Below are 16,420 nucleotides of genomic sequence, written 5' to 3'. Positions count from 1 at the left end.
GAAAGATCGGAGCCGGGGCCTCGAGGCGGGGATGGCTGTTGCTAGGGTGGATCCATGATTCTGCTGACGGGATTCGAGCCTTTTGGCGGCGACTCGAGCAACCCCTCGTGGGCCGCAGTCCTGGTAGCGCAGGAAGTCCTGCGCGCTGAAGGACATGAGGTGGAGGCGCTTGAGCTACCGTGCGTTTTCGGTGAGTCCGCTGCGGTCCTCCGCGAGGCCGTGGGGCGGCTGCGTCCTGAACTGGTCATCTGTGCGGGTCTCGCCGCTGGACGGGACCGGCTCTCCCTGGAGCGCGTGGCCATCAACGTCGATGACGCCAGGATTCCGGACAATGCAGGAAACCAGCCCATCGACGAACCTGTCATTCCGGTAGGTCCCGCAGCGTACTTCAGTACCCTGCCGGTGAAGTCCGCGCTTCGAGCGTTGCAGATCGCCGGAATCCGCGCGGAAGTCTCGCAGACAGCCGGGACGTATGTCTGCAACCACGTGTTCTATGCCCTGATGCACGAACTCTCAAATGCCGAAGGTGCGGCCGGTGCGCGGGGCGGCTTCATCCACGTTCCCTACGACGAAGCCCACCTCCCGCAGGGGAGTGCCGCGCCGGCCGTGGCGGCGCGGGCGATGTCGGTCCGGGACATGGGCGAGGGGATCGCCGTCGTCGTGCGCACTGCCCTCGCGACTTCTGTGGACGCGAAGCTGTCCGCGGGAGCCGTTCACTAGGCTGGCGCCGCCAGCAAAGAATGCTCGATCAGCCGGCGCCGAACTCCGCAGACTCCAGCTCCCATTGCACCACCACGTTCGCCGAAACTGCCACGGATCCTGCCTCGATGGCCACACCCTGGGTGGCAAAGGCGCGCTTCACGTCGCCCATCATCGGCACGGGCGATCCGTGTTCCGGCCGCTGATCGATAGACAGTACTTGTCCCAGCCGCGCGCTGGCGAGTGCGGCAAACCGAGCGGCTTTCGCCTCGGCCTCCCGCCACGCGGCCTCCTGTGCCAGCGCTGCAACGGCGGAGGAATCCGTGAATCCTTGTTCGATCCCATTGATGCGGAGGCTGTCGCCACCCGCGGCGACTGCCGCGGATATGGCTGCGGGGGCCGCTGAAGGCGGGCTGACCCGGGCAACCAAGGTGGTTGATGCAACATACCCAGTGACCTTTTGCCCTTGGTTTTCGGCCCAGACGAGCTCTGCCCGCAGATTGAGGCCGCTGGTCCGCAGGTCACGCTCCGCCACCCCGTTCCCGCGCAGCGCGCCCGTCACCGCGGAGGCGACCTCTCCGGCGTCGTCATAGGCCGCTCCGGCGGCATCGCGCCTGACCTCGACGGCGAGCGTCAGGGTGAGAAGGTCGGGAACCGCTTCAGCTGTTCCCTCCCCGGTGACAGTGATGGTGCGGGTCATTGTTGTGCCTCGTTTCGCTGGTGCGTTGGGCGGACTGGAATCTGTTTGCCGGGGTAGCCACCCGCAGCCAATCCGGCCTGCCTCTCGAAGAAGTTCCGGGTGCCGGGGTTGCCCGTCCGGAGGAAGGACCAGATTGCGCAGAGCAGATACAACGGCAGGAATGGCAACCCCAGGCAATAGGCGTACTGCGTGCTGTGCCGCTCTTCGTGACCCAGCAGAACAGGGTCCGTTCCCGCGCTCGCCGACCCCGCGTGGAACAAGACCACATTGCCCACGGTGAATGCCGCTGCCTTGGGCAGGGTCCAGCCGTAGCCGCTGGCGATGATGAGCCCCCTCGGTCCGCGGGTCCGCGGCGCGTTGGCGGCGCGGGCAATCATCACGCCCAGAAGGGTGGAGAGGTTCAAGGCGTTGGCGATCTGGCGAAGCCGCTCACCGGGTGTCATGAGGCCATGCTAGCCCCGCGCGGCGATGAAACGACGAGACGGGGTCACGGGTTAAATCCCAGCCGAAGCCTTCAACTAGACTGGGGGTTAGTGCCCGCCGGACGCGTCTGGCGAGCACTGCTCCTGCCTTTGCCATGGCCCCGCCTGGTGAAGACCATTTCCGACTCGTAGCTAAGAACAGTAGATGACTGACACTTTGCCGGGCGCTGCCATCCCGAACCCTCTGGATGAAGCTGCCATCACCGCTGCCGTTGAGGAAGCAGTCTCCGCGATTGCCGCTGCATCCTCCCTCGAAGAACTCAAAGCCGTCCGCCTGGCGCACACCGGCGAGAAGTCACCTTTGAGCCTTGCCAACCGTGAAATCGGGGGCCTGGCCAAGGAACAGAAGGCCGCTGCAGGCAAGCTCATGGGTTCCTCCCGTGGCCGCGTCAACCAGGCGCTCGCAGCACGGACCACCGTGCTCGAAGCCGAAAACGACGCCCGTATCCTCGTGGAGGAAACAGTGGACGTCACGGCAGCGCCGCGGCGACGCCGCGCCGGTGCGCGCCACCCGTTGTCTACGCTGCAGGACCGAGTGGCGGACATTTTCGTCGGCATGGGCTGGGAAATCGCCGAGGGCCCGGAGGTCGAATCCGAGTGGTTCAACTTTGACGCCCTCAACTTCAAGCCGGACCACCCGGCCCGCGAAATGCAGGACACCTTCTTCGTTGAACCTCCCGAGGCGCACCTGCTCATGCGCACGCACACCTCCCCGGTGCAGGTCCGGTCCATGCTGGAACGCGAAGTGCCAATTTACGTGCTGTGCCCCGGCAAGGTGTTCCGCACCGATGAACTCGATGCCACCCACACGCCCGTGTTCCACCAGTTCGAAGGCCTGGCCATCGACAAGAAATTGAGCATGGCGGACCTCCGCGGCACCTTGGAGCACTTCGCCCGGCAGATGTTCGGCGACGAGGCACAGATCCGCCTGCGTCCCAACTACTTCCCGTTCACCGAGCCGTCAGCGGAGCTGGACATTTGGCACCCCGGTGCCAAGGGCGGCCCCCGCTGGATCGAATGGGGCGGCTGCGGCATGGTCAATCCCAACGTCCTGCGCGCTGCCGGCATCGACCCGGACGAGTATTCAGGTTTCGCCTTCGGCATGGGCATCGAGCGCACGCTCATGTTCCGCAACGAGGTCGGCGATATGCGCGACATGATCGAAGGCGATGTACGTTTCAGCGAGCACTTCGGGATGGAGATCTAACAGTGCGTATCCCACTTTCATGGCTGCGTGAATTCGCGCAGGTTCCGGCCGACGCCACGGCCGAAGACGTCATGGCGGAGCTCGTCAAGGTCGGTTTTGAAGAAGAAGCCGTCCACCGCCCCACGGACGAACTCAAGGGTCCCATCGTGGTGGGCCAGGTCCTGAGCCTGGTCAAGGAACCGCAGAGCAACGGCAAGACCATTAACTGGTGCCAGGTCCGCGTGGTCCCCGAAGGGCAGGAGCAGACCCTCACCGGCAAGGGCATCGACCCCTCCGGCGTGCAGGGCATCATTTGCGGTGCCCACAACTTTGTCGAGGGAGACAAGGTAGTTGTGACCCTCCCGGGTGCCGTGCTCCCGGGTGACTTCCACATTTCCGCACGCAAGACCTACGGGCATCTGTCCGCAGGCATGATCGCCTCGGTACGCGAACTCGGCATCGGCGAGGACCACGACGGCATCTTGGTGCTCTCCCGCATCGGCCTGGATCCCGAAATCGGCACTGACGCGATGACGCTGCTGGGTCTCTACGACGAAGCCGCGGAAATCAACGTCACTCCGGACCGCGGCTATGCGTTCTCGATCCGTGGCGTCGCTCGCGAATATGCCCATGCCACCGGGACCGTCTTCACGGACCCGGCCGCCAAGGTCGCCGCTCCGGCTTCCCTGCAGGGCGGCTACGGCGTCAAGCTCAACGACGATGCTCCCATCTACGGCAATCCTGGTTGCGACCGCTTCGTGGCCCGCACGGTCCGCGGAGTGGACGCCACCCGCCCCACCCCGCCGTGGATGGTGTCCCGGCTGCGTTTGGCTGGGATCCGCTCCATTTCGCTGCCGGTGGACATCTCCAACTACGTGATGCTCGAACTCGGCCAGCCGAACCACTGCTACGACCTCGACAAGCTCTCGGGCGACATCGTGGTCCGCCGCGCCGTGGCAGGGGAGAAGATCACCACCCTTGACGATAAGGTGCGTGCGCTCGATGTCGAGGACCTCCTGATCACCGACGACTCCGGGGCAATCGGCATCGCCGGCGTCATGGGCGGGGCCAACACCGAGGTCTCCGATTCGACCACCAACATCCTGGTCGAGGCTGCGCACTTCGACGAGGTTTCGATTGCACGGTCCCGTCGCCGGCACAAGCTGCCGTCAGAGGCGTCCAAGCGCTTCGAACGCGGCGTCGATTGGCAGGTTGCCAATATCGCCGCCCAGCGCGTCGTTGACCTGCTGGTTGAATTGGCGGGCGGGACGGCTGACGAAGCCGGTACCGACGTCGGGACTGCTCCGGACGCCGTGACGATCGATCTGCCGGCGGGCTACGCGGCCTCCCGGATCGGAATCGACTTCACGGAAGAACAGATCACCGGTTCCCTGAAGGACCTGGGCGCCATTGTTCTCAAGGACGAGGCGAACGGCTCCTACTCCGTCACGGCTCCGAGCTGGCGCAATGACCTGGAAACCAAGGAAGACCTCTCCGAGGAAATCGCGAGGCTGGTTGGTTATGACAACATACCGGCCACCTTGCCTGTGGCCCCTCCCGGCCGCGGCTTGACCCGGACCCAGCAGCAGAAACGCCGCGTGGTCCAGGCCTTGGCGGACGCTGGGCTGACAGAGGTCCTCTCGTACCCGTTCGTCTCCAAGTCTGCCAATGACACCTTTGGCGTGGCCGAGGAAGGCGGGGCGCGCACCGGCCTGAAACTGGCCAACCCGATCAGCGAAGAACACGGCTACCTGCGTACCTCCGTGCTCCCAGGCTTGATCGAGGTGGCCCGCCGCAACCACTCCCGCGGGTTCCGCGATCTTGCCCTCTTCGAGGCCGGCTCGGTGTTCCTTCCCGACGGGCAGCTGGGCACGGCGTCCATTCCGCCGTTGGGCGTCAAGCCTTCCGACGAGGTGCTTGATGGACTGTACGACGGCGTCCCGGACCAGCCGCTGCACATCGCCGCTGTTTTGACCGGCCATGATTCCCCCGCTGCCGCGGCCCACACCCCGCGTGCCTGGGACTGGGCAGACGCCCTCGATGTGGCCCGGCTCATCGGCGACGTCCTTGGCGTGGAGCTCGTGGTCAGCCAAGGCACCCACCAGGCGTTCCATCCGGGCCGTGCCGCCCGATTGGCGCTCCGCTCGGGCGACATCGTGGGCTACGCCGGCGAACTGCACCCGAAGCTCCTTGCCGCCCACGACATGCCAGCCCGCTCCGTCGCGCTCGAGCTGAACGCGGACGCGATCTTCGAGGCCGCCCCCGATGTGATTGTTGCCAAGCACATTTCCGGCTTCCCCGTGGCCACGCAGGACGTCGCCCTTGTCGTGCCGCGGGACGTTCCAGCGGACGCCGTCTTGGCTGCCCTCCGGGAAGGCGCAGGCGAACTGCTTGAGGACGTCGCCCTGTTCGATGTCTACGCTGGCCAAGGCATCGAAGACGGCAAGAAGTCGCTTGCTTTCGGGTTGCGATTCCGCGCCACGGACCGCACACTGACGGCCGATGAGGCATCGGAGGCCCGTGAGGCCGCCGTCGCCGTCGCTGCAGAACGGTTCGGAGCAGTCCAGCGCTGACCCGCATCAACACCGGGATCGAGGGGCTGGATGTCCGCATCCAACCCTTCGATACTGTCGATTCCGCCGCTATCGAGCAGATGGCGGCGGAATTGTTGTCTCCGGCCGAGATCCTTCGCGGAAACGCCATGGCCCCGGTCCTGCGCTCGGAGTTCTTGGCATCCAGGGTGGCTCAGCAGAACATTGCCGCCGCTCTCCTGGGTGTTCCGGCCTCGAAGCTCCAAGCGGCCTATGAGTGCCCGGAATGCGGTGCCGGGCCGGACATTGCGCATGGCCGGCCCGGATACCTGTTCGACGGCGGTCCCGCGCCGCTGGTGCTGAGCGCCTCGCGAGCGTCGGGCTGGGTGCTGTTTGCCGCCGTCGTGCACCCGGAACCCGGGCTTCGGCTGGGAGTCGATCTGGAAAATGCGGTTGGTACGGAATTCGCAGGCTTCGACGACGTCGCCCTGACCGCAGGTGAGCACCGCCATCTCAACGCGATGGAACCCGGGCACCAAGCGCAAGAGCGCGCACGATTGTGGGCGCGAAAGGAAGCCTGGTTGAAGATGACAGGCGAAGGACTCAGGGTGGACCCGAACTCCCTCGACGTGTTGGAAAGGCCAGGGCTATGGGATCTCAAGCTCCCGGACAATGCTGATGGCCAGGAGCTTCCGGCCGGACTGGTTGCCGCAGTCGCGATAACACCGTCTTAGCTGAACCCCTTGGATGAGCCGAAAGCGGGGAGTCTTGCCTGGTAGAGCCAGGGCTCCAGCACACTGGCGGCGTCGAGCCCCGGAACGTAGGCGTCGGCCGTGGCGATGAATTCCGCCGTGGACACCGAGCCGTGGCGCATGGTCTCCGTCCAGTGCCGCAGCAAACCGAAGAACGCTGTGTCACCGCACGCAACACGGATGGCGTGGAGAGCCAGCGCCCCACGCTTATAGACGCGGTCATCGAACATTCGCTCCGGCCCGGGGTCGCCGATCACCAGATCCTGGGCGCCGGCGTCGAGCTTGCGCCACGCGGCCCTCGTTCGGTTGGCGAGGGACATGACGCCGGCCTCCTCGGACCAGATCCATTCCGCATAACAGGCGAAGCCCTCGTGCAGCCAGATATCCCGCCAACTGGCCGCAGTGAGCGAGTTGCCGAACCATTGGTGTGACAGCTCGTGGGCGATCAGGCGCTGCGCCTCCCACGATTGCTCCATGTGGTTCCGGCCGAAGATGGAAAGCGTCTGTGCTTCAAGGGGGATTTCGAGTTCATCGTCGGTGACCACGGCCGTGTATTCCGCAAAAGGGTACGGACCGAAACAGTCCACAAAGGTTCGCATCATGTCGGTTTGCCGTGCCAGGCCTTCCCGGGCCTCTGCCAACAAGCTGGGGGAGACGGCAACAAACTGGGGCACTGGAGTGTGCCGCGGGCCTTCGGCATGGTGGGCCGTCCCGGTGTCCGACCCGCTGGGGGAAGGGTTCAGCTGATGGAGCCGATAACGGCCGATCTGAACCGTGGCGAGGTAGCTCGCCATCGGCTCRCTTTGTTCATATACCCAGGTCTCACGGCTTGATTTCCGGCTGTGTGAGACGAGGCGGCCGTTGCATATGGCGCGGTAGTTGTCGTCGGTCGTGATGCTGATCAAGTAGCTGGACTTGTGCCGCGGGTGGTCGTTGCACGGGAACCAGGAAGCGGCGCCGTTCGGCTGGCCCGCAACCAGCACGCCGTCGTCGAGCTCCTCCCAACCGACTTCGCCCCATAGGCCGCGGCGCGGCTTCGGATTGCCGTCGTAGCGGAGCTCGACAGTGAACGACTGGCCAGCCCGCAGCCGGTCCTTGACGGAGATCACGAGGTGCTCGCCGCGGGGGCTGAACTTCGGTACCTTCTTGCCGTCGACCAGGATCTTGGAAGCCTTTAATCCCACCAGATCCAGGACCACGGAATCTGTGTCTTCGAGCGCCATGCAACGAAGCATCGCGCGGCCGTTGAGCCTATTGCTGCCCAGGCTGTAGTCCAAGTCCAGTTCATACCGCAACACCTCGAATGCCGTACTCCCGTGGTGCAGGGTGTAGGGATCGGCGGCAGTTCTGATCGTTCCCGGTTCGCTGCGGCTCATGTGCGCTGGCTGCCTCCGTGTAGCTTGCTGTGCTGCTGTCGTCATCGGCCGGTTTCCCACCGGTCCTCTTGCCAATCTACGCTACGGCCCGGACCAGGGGCTGACGGGGTTGCCCATCCAGTATGTGCCCGCAGGAACAGTTTCACCCCGCATGACGAGCGACGCCGGCCCCACCGTTCCGCCCGCCCCGATGCTGGCGCGAGGCAGGATGACGCCGTGCGGGCCCATCGTGGCGCCGTCCCCGAGAACCACCGTGTCGATGCTCATGATGCGGTCGTGGAAGAGGTGGGTCTGGACCACGCAGCCACGGTTGACGGTGGAGCTTTCGCCGAGCGTGACAAGGTCGGCTTCGGGCAACCAGTAGCTTTCGCACCAAGTACCCCGGCCGATCTTCGCACCGAGCGCCCTGAGCCACCACACCAGAGCCGGCGTGCCGGATGCTGAACGCGCGAACCATGGAGCGCTCACCATCTCGATGAAGGTGTCCACCACTTCATTCCGCCAAATGAACGAGCTCCACAACGGATGCTCGCCCTCCCTGATGCGGCCCACCAAAATCCATTTCGCGGCGACCGAACTTGCCGCGGCCACGGCACCCGCGGCAAGGACCACGACGCCTCCCAGGACGGCCGCCAGCCAGTAGGAGGATTCCGAGGCGATCCAGTCGAGGACCAGCATGATCCCGACGGCGATCGCCACCGTCAGGATGACCGGCACCATACGGCACAGTTCCCACAGGGTGCGCTTGGCCTTGAGGGCCAACGGCGGGTTGAAGGTGAGGCTCTGGTCGGCATTCATGGCGGTGCGGCGCAGCCTGACGGGCGGACTGCCCAGCCAAGAGGTGCCCGATTTTGCCTTGGCCGGCGTGGCAGACAGCACCGCGACCAGTGAATTCTTGGGTACGCTGCGGCCCGCGGCCGTCATGCCCGAATTGCCCAGGAAGGAGCGTTTGCCGATCTTGGCCGGCCCAATCTTCATCCAGCCCCTGCCAAGCTCGTAAGAGGCCACCATGGTGTCGTCCGCCAGGAACGCGCCTTCGCCGATGGTCGTCATGCGCGGCAGCAGAAGAACCGTGGAAGCCTCCACGTTGCGGCCTACTTTGGCACCCAGCAGGCGCAGCCACACGGGGGTGAAAAGGCTCGCGTAGATGGGGAAAAGCAGGTCCCGCGCCATGTCCAATACACGTTCAGTGGCCCAAACTTGCCAGCCAACGCGGCTGCGAACTCGGTAGTACCCCTCCTTGAGACCGATGCCCAGCATCCGGGTGGTCGCCAGGATCAGCAGGAGATTGCACAGGAACCATGCAAGCGCAGCCAAAGGGATGGCAAGCAAGAGTTCCGGGAAGGCATCCTGCAGGGAACTCCTGCCTTGGATGAAGGCCAGGACCACGCAGGCGCCGGCGAATGCAGAGACGTAGGGTATCAAGGCCAGCAGCGCCGAAGCCGTTGCGAACGCCGCGAACCAGAGCCGGCCGATCAGATGGTGGGACGACGGGGTCTCCGGCCATTCATTCTTGGCTTTGCCACGCCGTTCGGCAGGGGAGCCAGCAACAAGGTGCCCGGCCTTGACCTTGCCCAAAACTGCTGAACCGGGTTCTACACGCGCGCCCGCGCCGATGCTGGTTCCCGGCATGAGTGTGCTGCGGGATCCCACGGTGGCGCCGGCACCCACATGGATGGCGCCGATGTGGACGTAGTCGCCGTCAATCCACCAAGCGGAGAGATCTACTTCGGGTTCGATGTTGCATCCACTGCCCAGGGAAAGCAGTCCGGTGACCGGAGGCAAGGAATGCAAATGGACGTTGTTCCCGATCTTCGCACCCAGCGCCCTCGCATAGTAGGGAACCCACGGCGCGCTGGCGAGGCTGATGGCGCCCGAGAGGTCCTGGATCTGTTCAGCAAGCCACAGCTTCAAATGAACCTTGCCCGAGCGGGGGTAGGTTCCGGCCTGGACCCCACGCAAGAGGGTTCGCGCAGCCAGAATCGAAATCGTCATGCGGCCCAGCGGACTGACGAACACCAGCCAGGAAGCCAAAATCCACCACCAGGACACCACGGGTGCTGCAGTGAATCCGGCGAAGTCCGCCAGCAAGTGGTTGGCAGCCATGAGATAGGTGAGCCAACGCATGCCCACCAGGATGTTGAGGAAAATGCCCATCAACGTCTGGAAGATCTGCGATTTCCGGGAGGTCGGGCGAACCGTGCGCTCGGCTGCAGGCCCCTGGATGCCGCCTTCCGGCAGGGACTGCCGCGCGGCGTCGATCAGTGCGCCCACCCGGGGGGTCGCGTAGATCTCTGCGACCGTGATGGTGGGGTAGTGCACGCGCAGGGCCGAGACGAGCTGGGCCGCGGCGAGGGAGCCGCCACCGTAGGCGAAGAAGTCCGCGTCGAGCGATGTGACGCGGGAACCCAAGATGCTTTCCCATTGCTCAACCACCCACTGGGCGTCCTCGGGAAGGTTGAGCGGTGCCTTGTCCGCATCGGCTGCTCCGGCGCCCGCCAACGGCCAGGGCAGCGAATGCCGGTCCACTTTGCCGCTCGTCTTCGTCGGAAGGGAATCCACCACCGTCAGCAGTGGGATCAGCGCAGCGGGAAGGCTCTCGGCGAGCAACTCCCGGGAAGCCGCGAGGTCAATGTCCTCAGGTGCAGCAGGCGCCAGGTAGCCGACCAGTATCTGGTTCCCGGCCGCCGTCGTACGGACGGCCGCGGCGGCCCCGGCAACGCCCGGCAGGGCCTGCAGAGCGGCGTCGATCTCACCGAGTTCGATCCGCCGGCCACCCAGCTTGACTTGTTCGTCTGCTCGGCCCTGGAAGATGAGGCCGGCGTCCTCGTAGCGCACGAGGTCGCCGGAACGGTACGCCCGTTCCCATCCCAAGGACGGCATGGGTGCATATTTTTCAGAGTCTTTAGCAGGATCGAGGTAGCGGGCAAGCCCCACGCCGCCAATGATCAATTCGCCCGTCTCACCTTCGGCGACGGGAACTCCGGCGGGGTCGACGACAGCAAGGTCCCAGCCGTCCAGCGGCAAGCCGATCCGGACGGGACCGCTGCCATCGAGGGGAGCAGCGCAGGCCACGACGGTTGCTTCGGTGGGGCCATACGTGTTCCACACTTCACGGCCGTCCACCGCGAGGCGCTCGGCGAGTTCGGGAGGGCAGGCTTCGCCGCCGAAAATGAGTAGTCGCACGTTCTCGAGGGCTTCCGCCGGCCACAGGGCCGCGAGCGTGGGAACGGTAGACACTACTGTGATGCCATGGTTGATAAGCCACGGGCCAAGGTCCATGCCTGAACGCACCAGGGCACGCGGAGCCGGGACCAGGCAGGCGCCGTGGCGCCACGCCAGCCACATCTCTTCGCATGAAGCGTCGAACGCCACGGAAAGACCGGCGAGGACGCGGTCCTGCGGCCCGAGGGGATCCTCCTGGAGGAAGAGCCGGGCCTCGGCGTCAACAAACGCTGCGGACGATCGGTGCCGCACTGCTACACCCTTGGGCGTTCCGGTGGAGCCAGACGTGAAGATGACCCAGGAATCGTCATCCAGCCCTGGTCCACGCGGGGCTGGGTGCGGTGTTGGCCGCTCCCCGGTGACTTCGATCTTTCGGCCCTTTGCGATGACGGCAGACACTTTGGCCTCTGCGAAAACCAGCCGTGCCCGTTCCCCGGGATCATCAGCGTCAACTGGCACGTAGGCGGCAGAAATCGAGAGAATCGCCAGGATGGCAATGTAGAGATCATTGGTGCCGGAGGGAATCCGGACGCCGATCTTGTCTCCGGGGCCAAGTCCCGCTGCGTTGAGCGTGGCAGCAAAACTGCGCACCTGCGCCATGAGTTCGGAGTAGCTCAGCGACTTGCGCCCGTCATCGAGGGCAGAGGCTTCGGGAAACGAGCGTGCCGTGTCATCGATGATTTCGATGAGCGTGCGGGCTGGCGGCGCGGCTGACGCACCTGGCAGCTGGGGCAGATGCACGGCTTGGAGTTCCAAGCGGTCCGCCGGAATTTCATGTTCCTGGGTCACGTTCGAAGTTTCGCGGATAGAGGTGAACAGAAAGTGTCAGCGGTCGTCTGGCCGTTGCTGTGGCTTAGCCCAATATTAACTGAAAAGTCATTTTGCGGTTGTCGCAATCATGGAACCAGGAGCAACTTGCCCGTGGTCTTGCGGGCTTCCAAGTCACGATGGGCCTGGGCTGCTTGAACGAGGGGGTAAGTCCCGCCAATCCTGACTTTGAGCGCTCCGCTCGCGGCGGCGCCGAAGATTTCGGCCGAACGCCAGCGCCGCTCCTGCGGGTTCTGCAGGAAATGGCTGATTGTGGGACGTGTCAGGGATAGTGATCCGCCCGCGTTCAGCCGCTGGGGATCAAAGGGAGGCACGGGTCCGGAGGCTGCCCCGAACAGGACCAGTGAGCCGCGGATACGCAGGCTCGCAAGGGAATCGTCGAAAGTATCCTTGCCAACGCCGTCGTACACGACATTGACTCCTTCGCCGCCCGTCAGCTCGCGGACTTTGGCGGCGAACCCGGCATAACGCAGGACCACGTCTGCGCCCGCCTCCCTGGCCAGGACTTCCTTCTCATCCGAGGAGACGGTGGTGATCACGCGCGCGCCGCGTGCCTTGAGCAATTGCGTCAGGATGAGTCCCACACCGCCAGCGCCGGCGTGGGTCAAGACCGTGTGGCCAGGTTCCACCCGGAAGGAGGAATTGATCAGGTAATGCGCTGTCATGCCTTGCAGCGGAAGGGCTGCGGCCGTGTGGTCGTCGACGCTGTCAGGCACGGGAAGCGCTTTGTCGGCGTCTACAAGGGTGTACCCGGCGTAGCTGCGGGAACCTTCGGCGGTAGCCACCCGGTCTCCGACAGCGAAGTCATCGACGTCCGCACCGATGGCCTCCACGGTGCCGGCCGATTCGGAGCCGGGGGTGAAAGGGTATTCAACCTTGTAGATGCCACTGCGCTGATAGGTGTCGATGAAGTTCACTCCGGCGGCTGCAACCCTGACGAGCAGCTGGCGCGGGCCCGGGGTTGGAACCTCTGCCTCGGTGAGTTCGAGGACTTCCGGTCCTCCGGCGTGCCGGGCAATGATCGCGTGCGTCATGAGTCTCCTTCTCCGTCGGGGCACTTTCGTGCCCGCATTCACACAACCATCCTAGGGAGCGGAATCCGTCGGGTGTCCAGTCAGGGCCCCGCCCGGTGATTTGCCCGTAACGTGCGCAGTTGACCTTCTGGGAGTGTTCAGCCTCGTCCGTGAGCGGAAGCCACGGGGCAGTCAAAGCCGCGGCCGGCGGCGAGTCCTACCTCGTTGAGGTAACGCACGACGATTGCGTAGGACTGCATCAAAGTGGTTTCGGTGTAGGGAATGGAGTGCTTTTCGCAGTAGTCCCGAACGATCTCCGAGGCGCGGCGCAAGTGGGGGCGTGCCATGTCGGGGAACAAGTGGTGTTCGGCTTGGTGGTTGAGGCCGCCGAGGAGGATGTTCATGAAGGGTCCGCCGGAGATGTTCCTGGCAGTCAGAATCTGGCGACGCAGGAAATCGACGCGTGAATCGGCTGGCAGGACCGGCATGCCCTTGTGGTTCGGGGCGAAGGAAGCACCCATGTAAAAGCCGAACACCATGATCTGGACGCCAAGGAAAGCGAAAGCCAGGCCAATCGGCAGGAAAGTGAAGGCGAGGACCGGCAGCGCGAGGAGCCGTGCCAGGAGAATGGGGGTCTCCACCCAGCGGTGCTTGATCGCCCCTGGACGGAGGATGTACATCAAGGATTCGAATTGCAGACTGATGCCCAGCAGCATCAGGAGGGGGAAGAAGAACCAGCCTTGCCTGCGGGTGAGGAACGCGAAGCGTCCCTTCCTGCCTGCAGCGGCTTCAACGTGGAAAGCCAAGGCTCCGGTCTTGATGTCGGGGTCCTTGGAAATCACGTTCGGGTTGTTGTGGTGCGCGCCGTGTTTCTGTTCCCACCAGGAGTAGCTGATGCCGGCAACCGAGGTAGCCAGGATGCGGGCAGACCAGTCATTTGCCCTCCGCGAGGCAAAAATCTGGCGGTGGCCGGCCTCGTGTGCAAGGAAGCTCAGCTGGGTGCAGAGGATGCCAAGGGCGGCGGCGATGAGGAGCTGGTACCAGCTATGGCCGATGAGCGCAAAGCCAAACCAGGTGCCTGTCAGCAAGAGGACCAATGCCGCGAAAACGCTGATATAGAAGCCGACGCGGCGCTTCAAGAGCCCTTCCGCGCGGACTGTCTTGAGGAGGTCGGAATAGCTGAGCACGACCGCGTTAGGTGGCCGGACGCTCTTCAAGGGACGTTCCGTGGTGGAGGTCGGTGACATATGCAGTTGCCCCGTAACAATAACGGGCAACGCTGCAACCGACGATCGGCTGCACGGTCTAGATCACCCTCTATTCAGCATACGCCCCCTCGGCCCGCTCCTAGACGATCGGCTGGAAAAGAGGACATGCATAAATATCGGCAACTATGAATATTTTTGCTGTATAGTCTTGCCATGACTATTTCTGTTGCCGTCTCCGGTGCCAGCGGCTACGCCGGGGGAGAGGTGCTGCGCCTCTTGGCGGGCCATCCGGACGTCACCATCGGTGCGATCACCGCACACAGCAATGCCGGTTCCAGACTAGGGGAGTTGCAGCCGCATCTCCATGGTTTGGCCAGTCGGATTCTCGAAGACACCAGCGTGGAAAACCTCTCCGGCCACGACGTCGTGTTCCTGGCGCTCCCGCACGGAGCCTCGGCTGAGATCGCTGCACAGTTGCCGGAGGGCACGCTGGTGATCGACGCTGGAGCTGACCACCGTCTTGAAGACCCCGCGGCGTGGGAAAAGTTCTACGGCTCCGCCCATGCCGGGACCTGGCCCTACGGGCTGCCGGAACTTCCCGGCCAGCGCGACGCGCTCAAGGGTGCGAAACGGATTGCGGTGCCCGGTTGCTACCCGACGTCGGCCCTCCTCGCCCTGACGCCGGGCTTCGCCAACAAGCTTCTCCAGCCGGACGACGTCGTGATTGTCTCGGCCTCAGGCACCTCGGGCGCCGGCAAAGCGGCGAAGGTCAATCTCATCGGCTCGGAGGTCATGGGATCCATGAGTCCGTATGGCGTGGGTGGCGGCCACCGCCACACCCCCGAGATCGAGCAGGGACTTTCCAACGCCGCCGGTGAACAGGTCACAGTGTCCTTCACCCCTACCCTCGCGCCCATGAGCCGCGGCATCCTGAGCACGGCCACGGCCAAGGCCAAGCCAGGCGTCACCGCTGCCGAACTCCGTAGCGCCTGGGCCGAAGCGTACGACGACGAACCGTTCGTCCACCTGCTGCCCGAAGGGCAATGGCCAACTACCAAGTCGGTGCAGGGTTCCAATCACGCCGTCATGCAATTGGCATTGGATGAACACTCCGGCCGCGTGATTGTCACGTGCGCCATCGATAATCTGACCAAGGGGACAGCCGGCGGTGCCGTGCAGTCCATGAATATCGCCCTCGGCCTGGACGAATCCGCCGGCCTCAACGTCCAAGGAGTTGCTCCGTGACCATCACTGCCCCCCAAGGATTCCGGGCCGCCGGCGTCAAAGCCGGCATCAAGGCATCGGGTAATCCCGACCTGGCCCTAGTTGTCAACGATGGCCCGCTCAAAGCCGCAGCAGCCGTTTTCACGTCCAACCGCGTGGCCGCGGCTCCCGTGCACTGGTCCCGTCAGGTTGTCTCCGACGGGCGCGTGGATGCAGTCGTGCTGAATTCCGGCGGGGCCAACGCCTGCACCGGGCCCCAGGGATTCCAAAATACGCACGCAACTGCCGAGAAAGTGGCGGCTGTCCTCGGGATCTCCGCCTCCGACGTCGTGGTTTGCTCTACCGGGCTCATCGGTGAGCAACTGCCTATGGATAAGATCATTCCGGGCATCGACGCGGCTTTCGCGGAGCTTTCCGAAGACGGCGGCCTCGCAGCCGCTACGGCGATCATGACCACGGATAGCGTTGCGAAGGAAGCAGTCTTCAGCGGCACCGATGCCGAAGGCAACACCTTCACGGTCGGGGGCATCGCGAAGGGCGCCGGCATGCTGGCACCCGGCCTCGCCACCATGCTGGTGGTGCTCACCACGGATGCCCAGGTCCCGGCCGAAGAGCTCGACGTCGTCCTCCGCGACGCCACCCGCGTCACCTTTGACCGGGCGGACTCGGACGGTTGCATGTCCACCAACGACACGGTCGTCCTGCTGGCCTCCGGTGCGTCCGAGGCCATCCCATCCGCCGAACAGCTGGGTGCCGGAATCACCCAGGTGTGCGCCGAACTTGCCCGCAAGCTGATCGGCGACGCCGAAGGCGCCAGCCACGACATCGCCATCCGGACGTTCAACGCGGCGAGCGAGCGCGACGCAGAAATCGTCAGCCGTTCCGTGGCCCGCTCCAACCTCTTCAAGACCGCCATCTTCGGCAAAGATCCCAATTGGGGCCGTGTCCTGTCCTCGGTGGGCACCACGGACGCCGTCTTCGAACCGGACCAGCTCAACGTTTCCATGAACGGCATCCAGATCTGCCGCAACGGCAGCATCGGCGACGACCGCAACCTTGTGGACCTTGAACCCCGCGAGGTGCTTGTGGAGATCGACTTGCAGGCAGGCGAAGCAGAGGCCACCATCTGGACCAACGACCTCACGCACGAGTACGTGCATGAGAACAGCGCCTACTCGAGCTAGACGGGGATGACC

General features: G+C 64.5%; 12 protein-coding genes. 6 read left to right on the top strand and 6 right to left on the bottom strand.

Annotated elements, in window-relative coordinates:
- Nucleotides 1–54: 54 nt before the first annotated feature.
- On the top strand, nucleotides 55–720 hold the full coding sequence (pcp, locus tag AC1DLO_RS07890) for a pyroglutamyl-peptidase I (protein ID WP_476889105.1): 666 nt from the start codon (nucleotides 55–57) through the stop codon (nucleotides 718–720).
- A 28-nt stretch (nucleotides 721–748) separates the two neighbouring features.
- Here the strand turns inward: pcp and AC1DLO_RS07885 are convergent, their stop codons facing one another.
- Nucleotides 749–1,399 carry an SIMPL domain-containing protein gene (locus AC1DLO_RS07885; protein WP_476889104.1) on the bottom strand — a complete coding sequence of 217 codons (651 nt, stop codon included), beginning with the start codon at nucleotides 1,397–1,399 and terminating at the stop codon, nucleotides 749–751.
- Nucleotides 1,396–1,842, bottom strand: a complete 447-nt coding sequence (locus AC1DLO_RS07880; RefSeq protein ID WP_476889103.1) for a hypothetical protein — start codon at nucleotides 1,840–1,842, stop codon at nucleotides 1,396–1,398. Before AC1DLO_RS07880 ends, AC1DLO_RS07885 begins: the two co-directional genes overlap by 4 nt.
- 184 nt (nucleotides 1,843–2,026) lie before the next feature.
- Between AC1DLO_RS07880 and pheS the strand changes: the two genes are divergently transcribed.
- The 3 genes from pheS (at nucleotide 2,027) to AC1DLO_RS07865 (ending at nucleotide 6,332) form a co-directional block, all read left to right on the top strand.
- A complete protein-coding gene (gene pheS, locus AC1DLO_RS07875) occupies nucleotides 2,027–3,088 on the top strand; it encodes a phenylalanine--tRNA ligase subunit alpha (RefSeq protein WP_184735736.1) in 1,062 nt (353 codons plus the stop codon).
- Between the two features lie 2 nt (nucleotides 3,089–3,090).
- Nucleotides 3,091–5,640 (top strand): phenylalanine--tRNA ligase subunit beta, encoded by a 2,550-nt coding sequence (gene pheT / locus AC1DLO_RS07870; protein ID WP_476889102.1) that lies wholly within the window; start codon nucleotides 3,091–3,093, stop codon nucleotides 5,638–5,640.
- Nucleotides 5,641–5,720: 80 nt separating this feature from the next.
- Complete coding sequence (locus AC1DLO_RS07865) at nucleotides 5,721–6,332, top strand: 4'-phosphopantetheinyl transferase family protein (RefSeq protein ID WP_476889101.1); 612 nt, start codon at nucleotides 5,721–5,723, stop codon at nucleotides 6,330–6,332.
- Here AC1DLO_RS07865 and AC1DLO_RS07860 read toward each other — a convergent pair.
- The 4 genes from AC1DLO_RS07860 to AC1DLO_RS07845 form a co-directional block, all read right to left on the bottom strand.
- A complete protein-coding gene (locus tag AC1DLO_RS07860; RefSeq protein WP_476889100.1) occupies nucleotides 6,329–7,726 on the bottom strand; it encodes a M1 family metallopeptidase in 1,398 nt (465 codons plus the stop codon). The two genes, AC1DLO_RS07865 and AC1DLO_RS07860, sit on opposite strands and share 4 nt — an antisense overlap.
- Before the next feature lie 81 nt (nucleotides 7,727–7,807).
- On the bottom strand, nucleotides 7,808–11,740 hold the full coding sequence (locus tag AC1DLO_RS07855) for a Pls/PosA family non-ribosomal peptide synthetase (protein WP_476889099.1): 3,933 nt from the start codon (nucleotides 11,738–11,740) through the stop codon (nucleotides 7,808–7,810).
- A gap of 107 nt (nucleotides 11,741–11,847) precedes the next feature.
- Nucleotides 11,848–12,813 carry a quinone oxidoreductase family protein gene (locus AC1DLO_RS07850; protein WP_476889098.1) on the bottom strand — a complete coding sequence of 322 codons (966 nt, stop codon included), beginning with the start codon at nucleotides 12,811–12,813 and terminating at the stop codon, nucleotides 11,848–11,850.
- A gap of 137 nt (nucleotides 12,814–12,950) precedes the next feature.
- Nucleotides 12,951–14,039: a fatty acid desaturase family protein gene (locus AC1DLO_RS07845; protein ID WP_476889097.1), complete on the bottom strand. Its 1,089-nt coding sequence runs from the start codon at nucleotides 14,037–14,039 to the stop codon at nucleotides 12,951–12,953.
- 174 nt (nucleotides 14,040–14,213) lie between these two features.
- On the opposite strand from AC1DLO_RS07845, the gene argC reads away from it, so the two are divergent.
- Both argC and argJ read left to right on the top strand, forming a co-directional pair.
- A complete protein-coding gene (argC, locus tag AC1DLO_RS07840; protein ID WP_476889096.1) occupies nucleotides 14,214–15,245 on the top strand; it encodes an N-acetyl-gamma-glutamyl-phosphate reductase in 1,032 nt (343 codons plus the stop codon).
- Complete coding sequence (gene argJ / locus AC1DLO_RS07835; RefSeq protein ID WP_476889095.1) at nucleotides 15,242–16,408, top strand: bifunctional glutamate N-acetyltransferase/amino-acid acetyltransferase ArgJ; 1,167 nt, start codon at nucleotides 15,242–15,244, stop codon at nucleotides 16,406–16,408. The genes argC and argJ overlap by 4 nt, the downstream gene beginning before the upstream one ends.
- Nucleotides 16,409–16,420: the final 12 nt, after the last annotated feature.

Source organism: Arthrobacter sp. 01T419, assembly GCF_056398865.1.
The sequence above is the reverse complement of the archived record's forward strand: the minus strand, read 5'-3'. Positions and strand labels throughout refer to the sequence as shown.

Coding starts and splice junctions, on each gene's coding strand:
- AC1DLO_RS07845 (WP_476889097.1), bottom strand. CDS start 14,039: ATGTCACCGACCTCCACCACGGAACGTCCCTTGAAGAGCGTCCGGCCA.
- argC (WP_476889096.1), top strand. CDS start 14,214: ATGACTATTTCTGTTGCCGTCTCCGGTGCCAGCGGCTACGCCGGGGGA.
- AC1DLO_RS07880 (WP_476889103.1), bottom strand. CDS start 1,842: ATGACACCCGGTGAGCGGCTTCGCCAGATCGCCAACGCCTTGAACCTC.
- pcp (WP_476889105.1), top strand. CDS start 55: ATGATTCTGCTGACGGGATTCGAGCCTTTTGGCGGCGACTCGAGCAAC.
- AC1DLO_RS07885 (WP_476889104.1), bottom strand. CDS start 1,399: ATGACCCGCACCATCACTGTCACCGGGGAGGGAACAGCTGAAGCGGTT.
- pheS (WP_184735736.1), top strand. CDS start 2,027: ATGACTGACACTTTGCCGGGCGCTGCCATCCCGAACCCTCTGGATGAA.
- AC1DLO_RS07850 (WP_476889098.1), bottom strand. CDS start 12,813: ATGACGCACGCGATCATTGCCCGGCACGCCGGAGGACCGGAAGTCCTC.
- AC1DLO_RS07865 (WP_476889101.1), top strand. CDS start 5,721: ATGGCGGCGGAATTGTTGTCTCCGGCCGAGATCCTTCGCGGAAACGCC.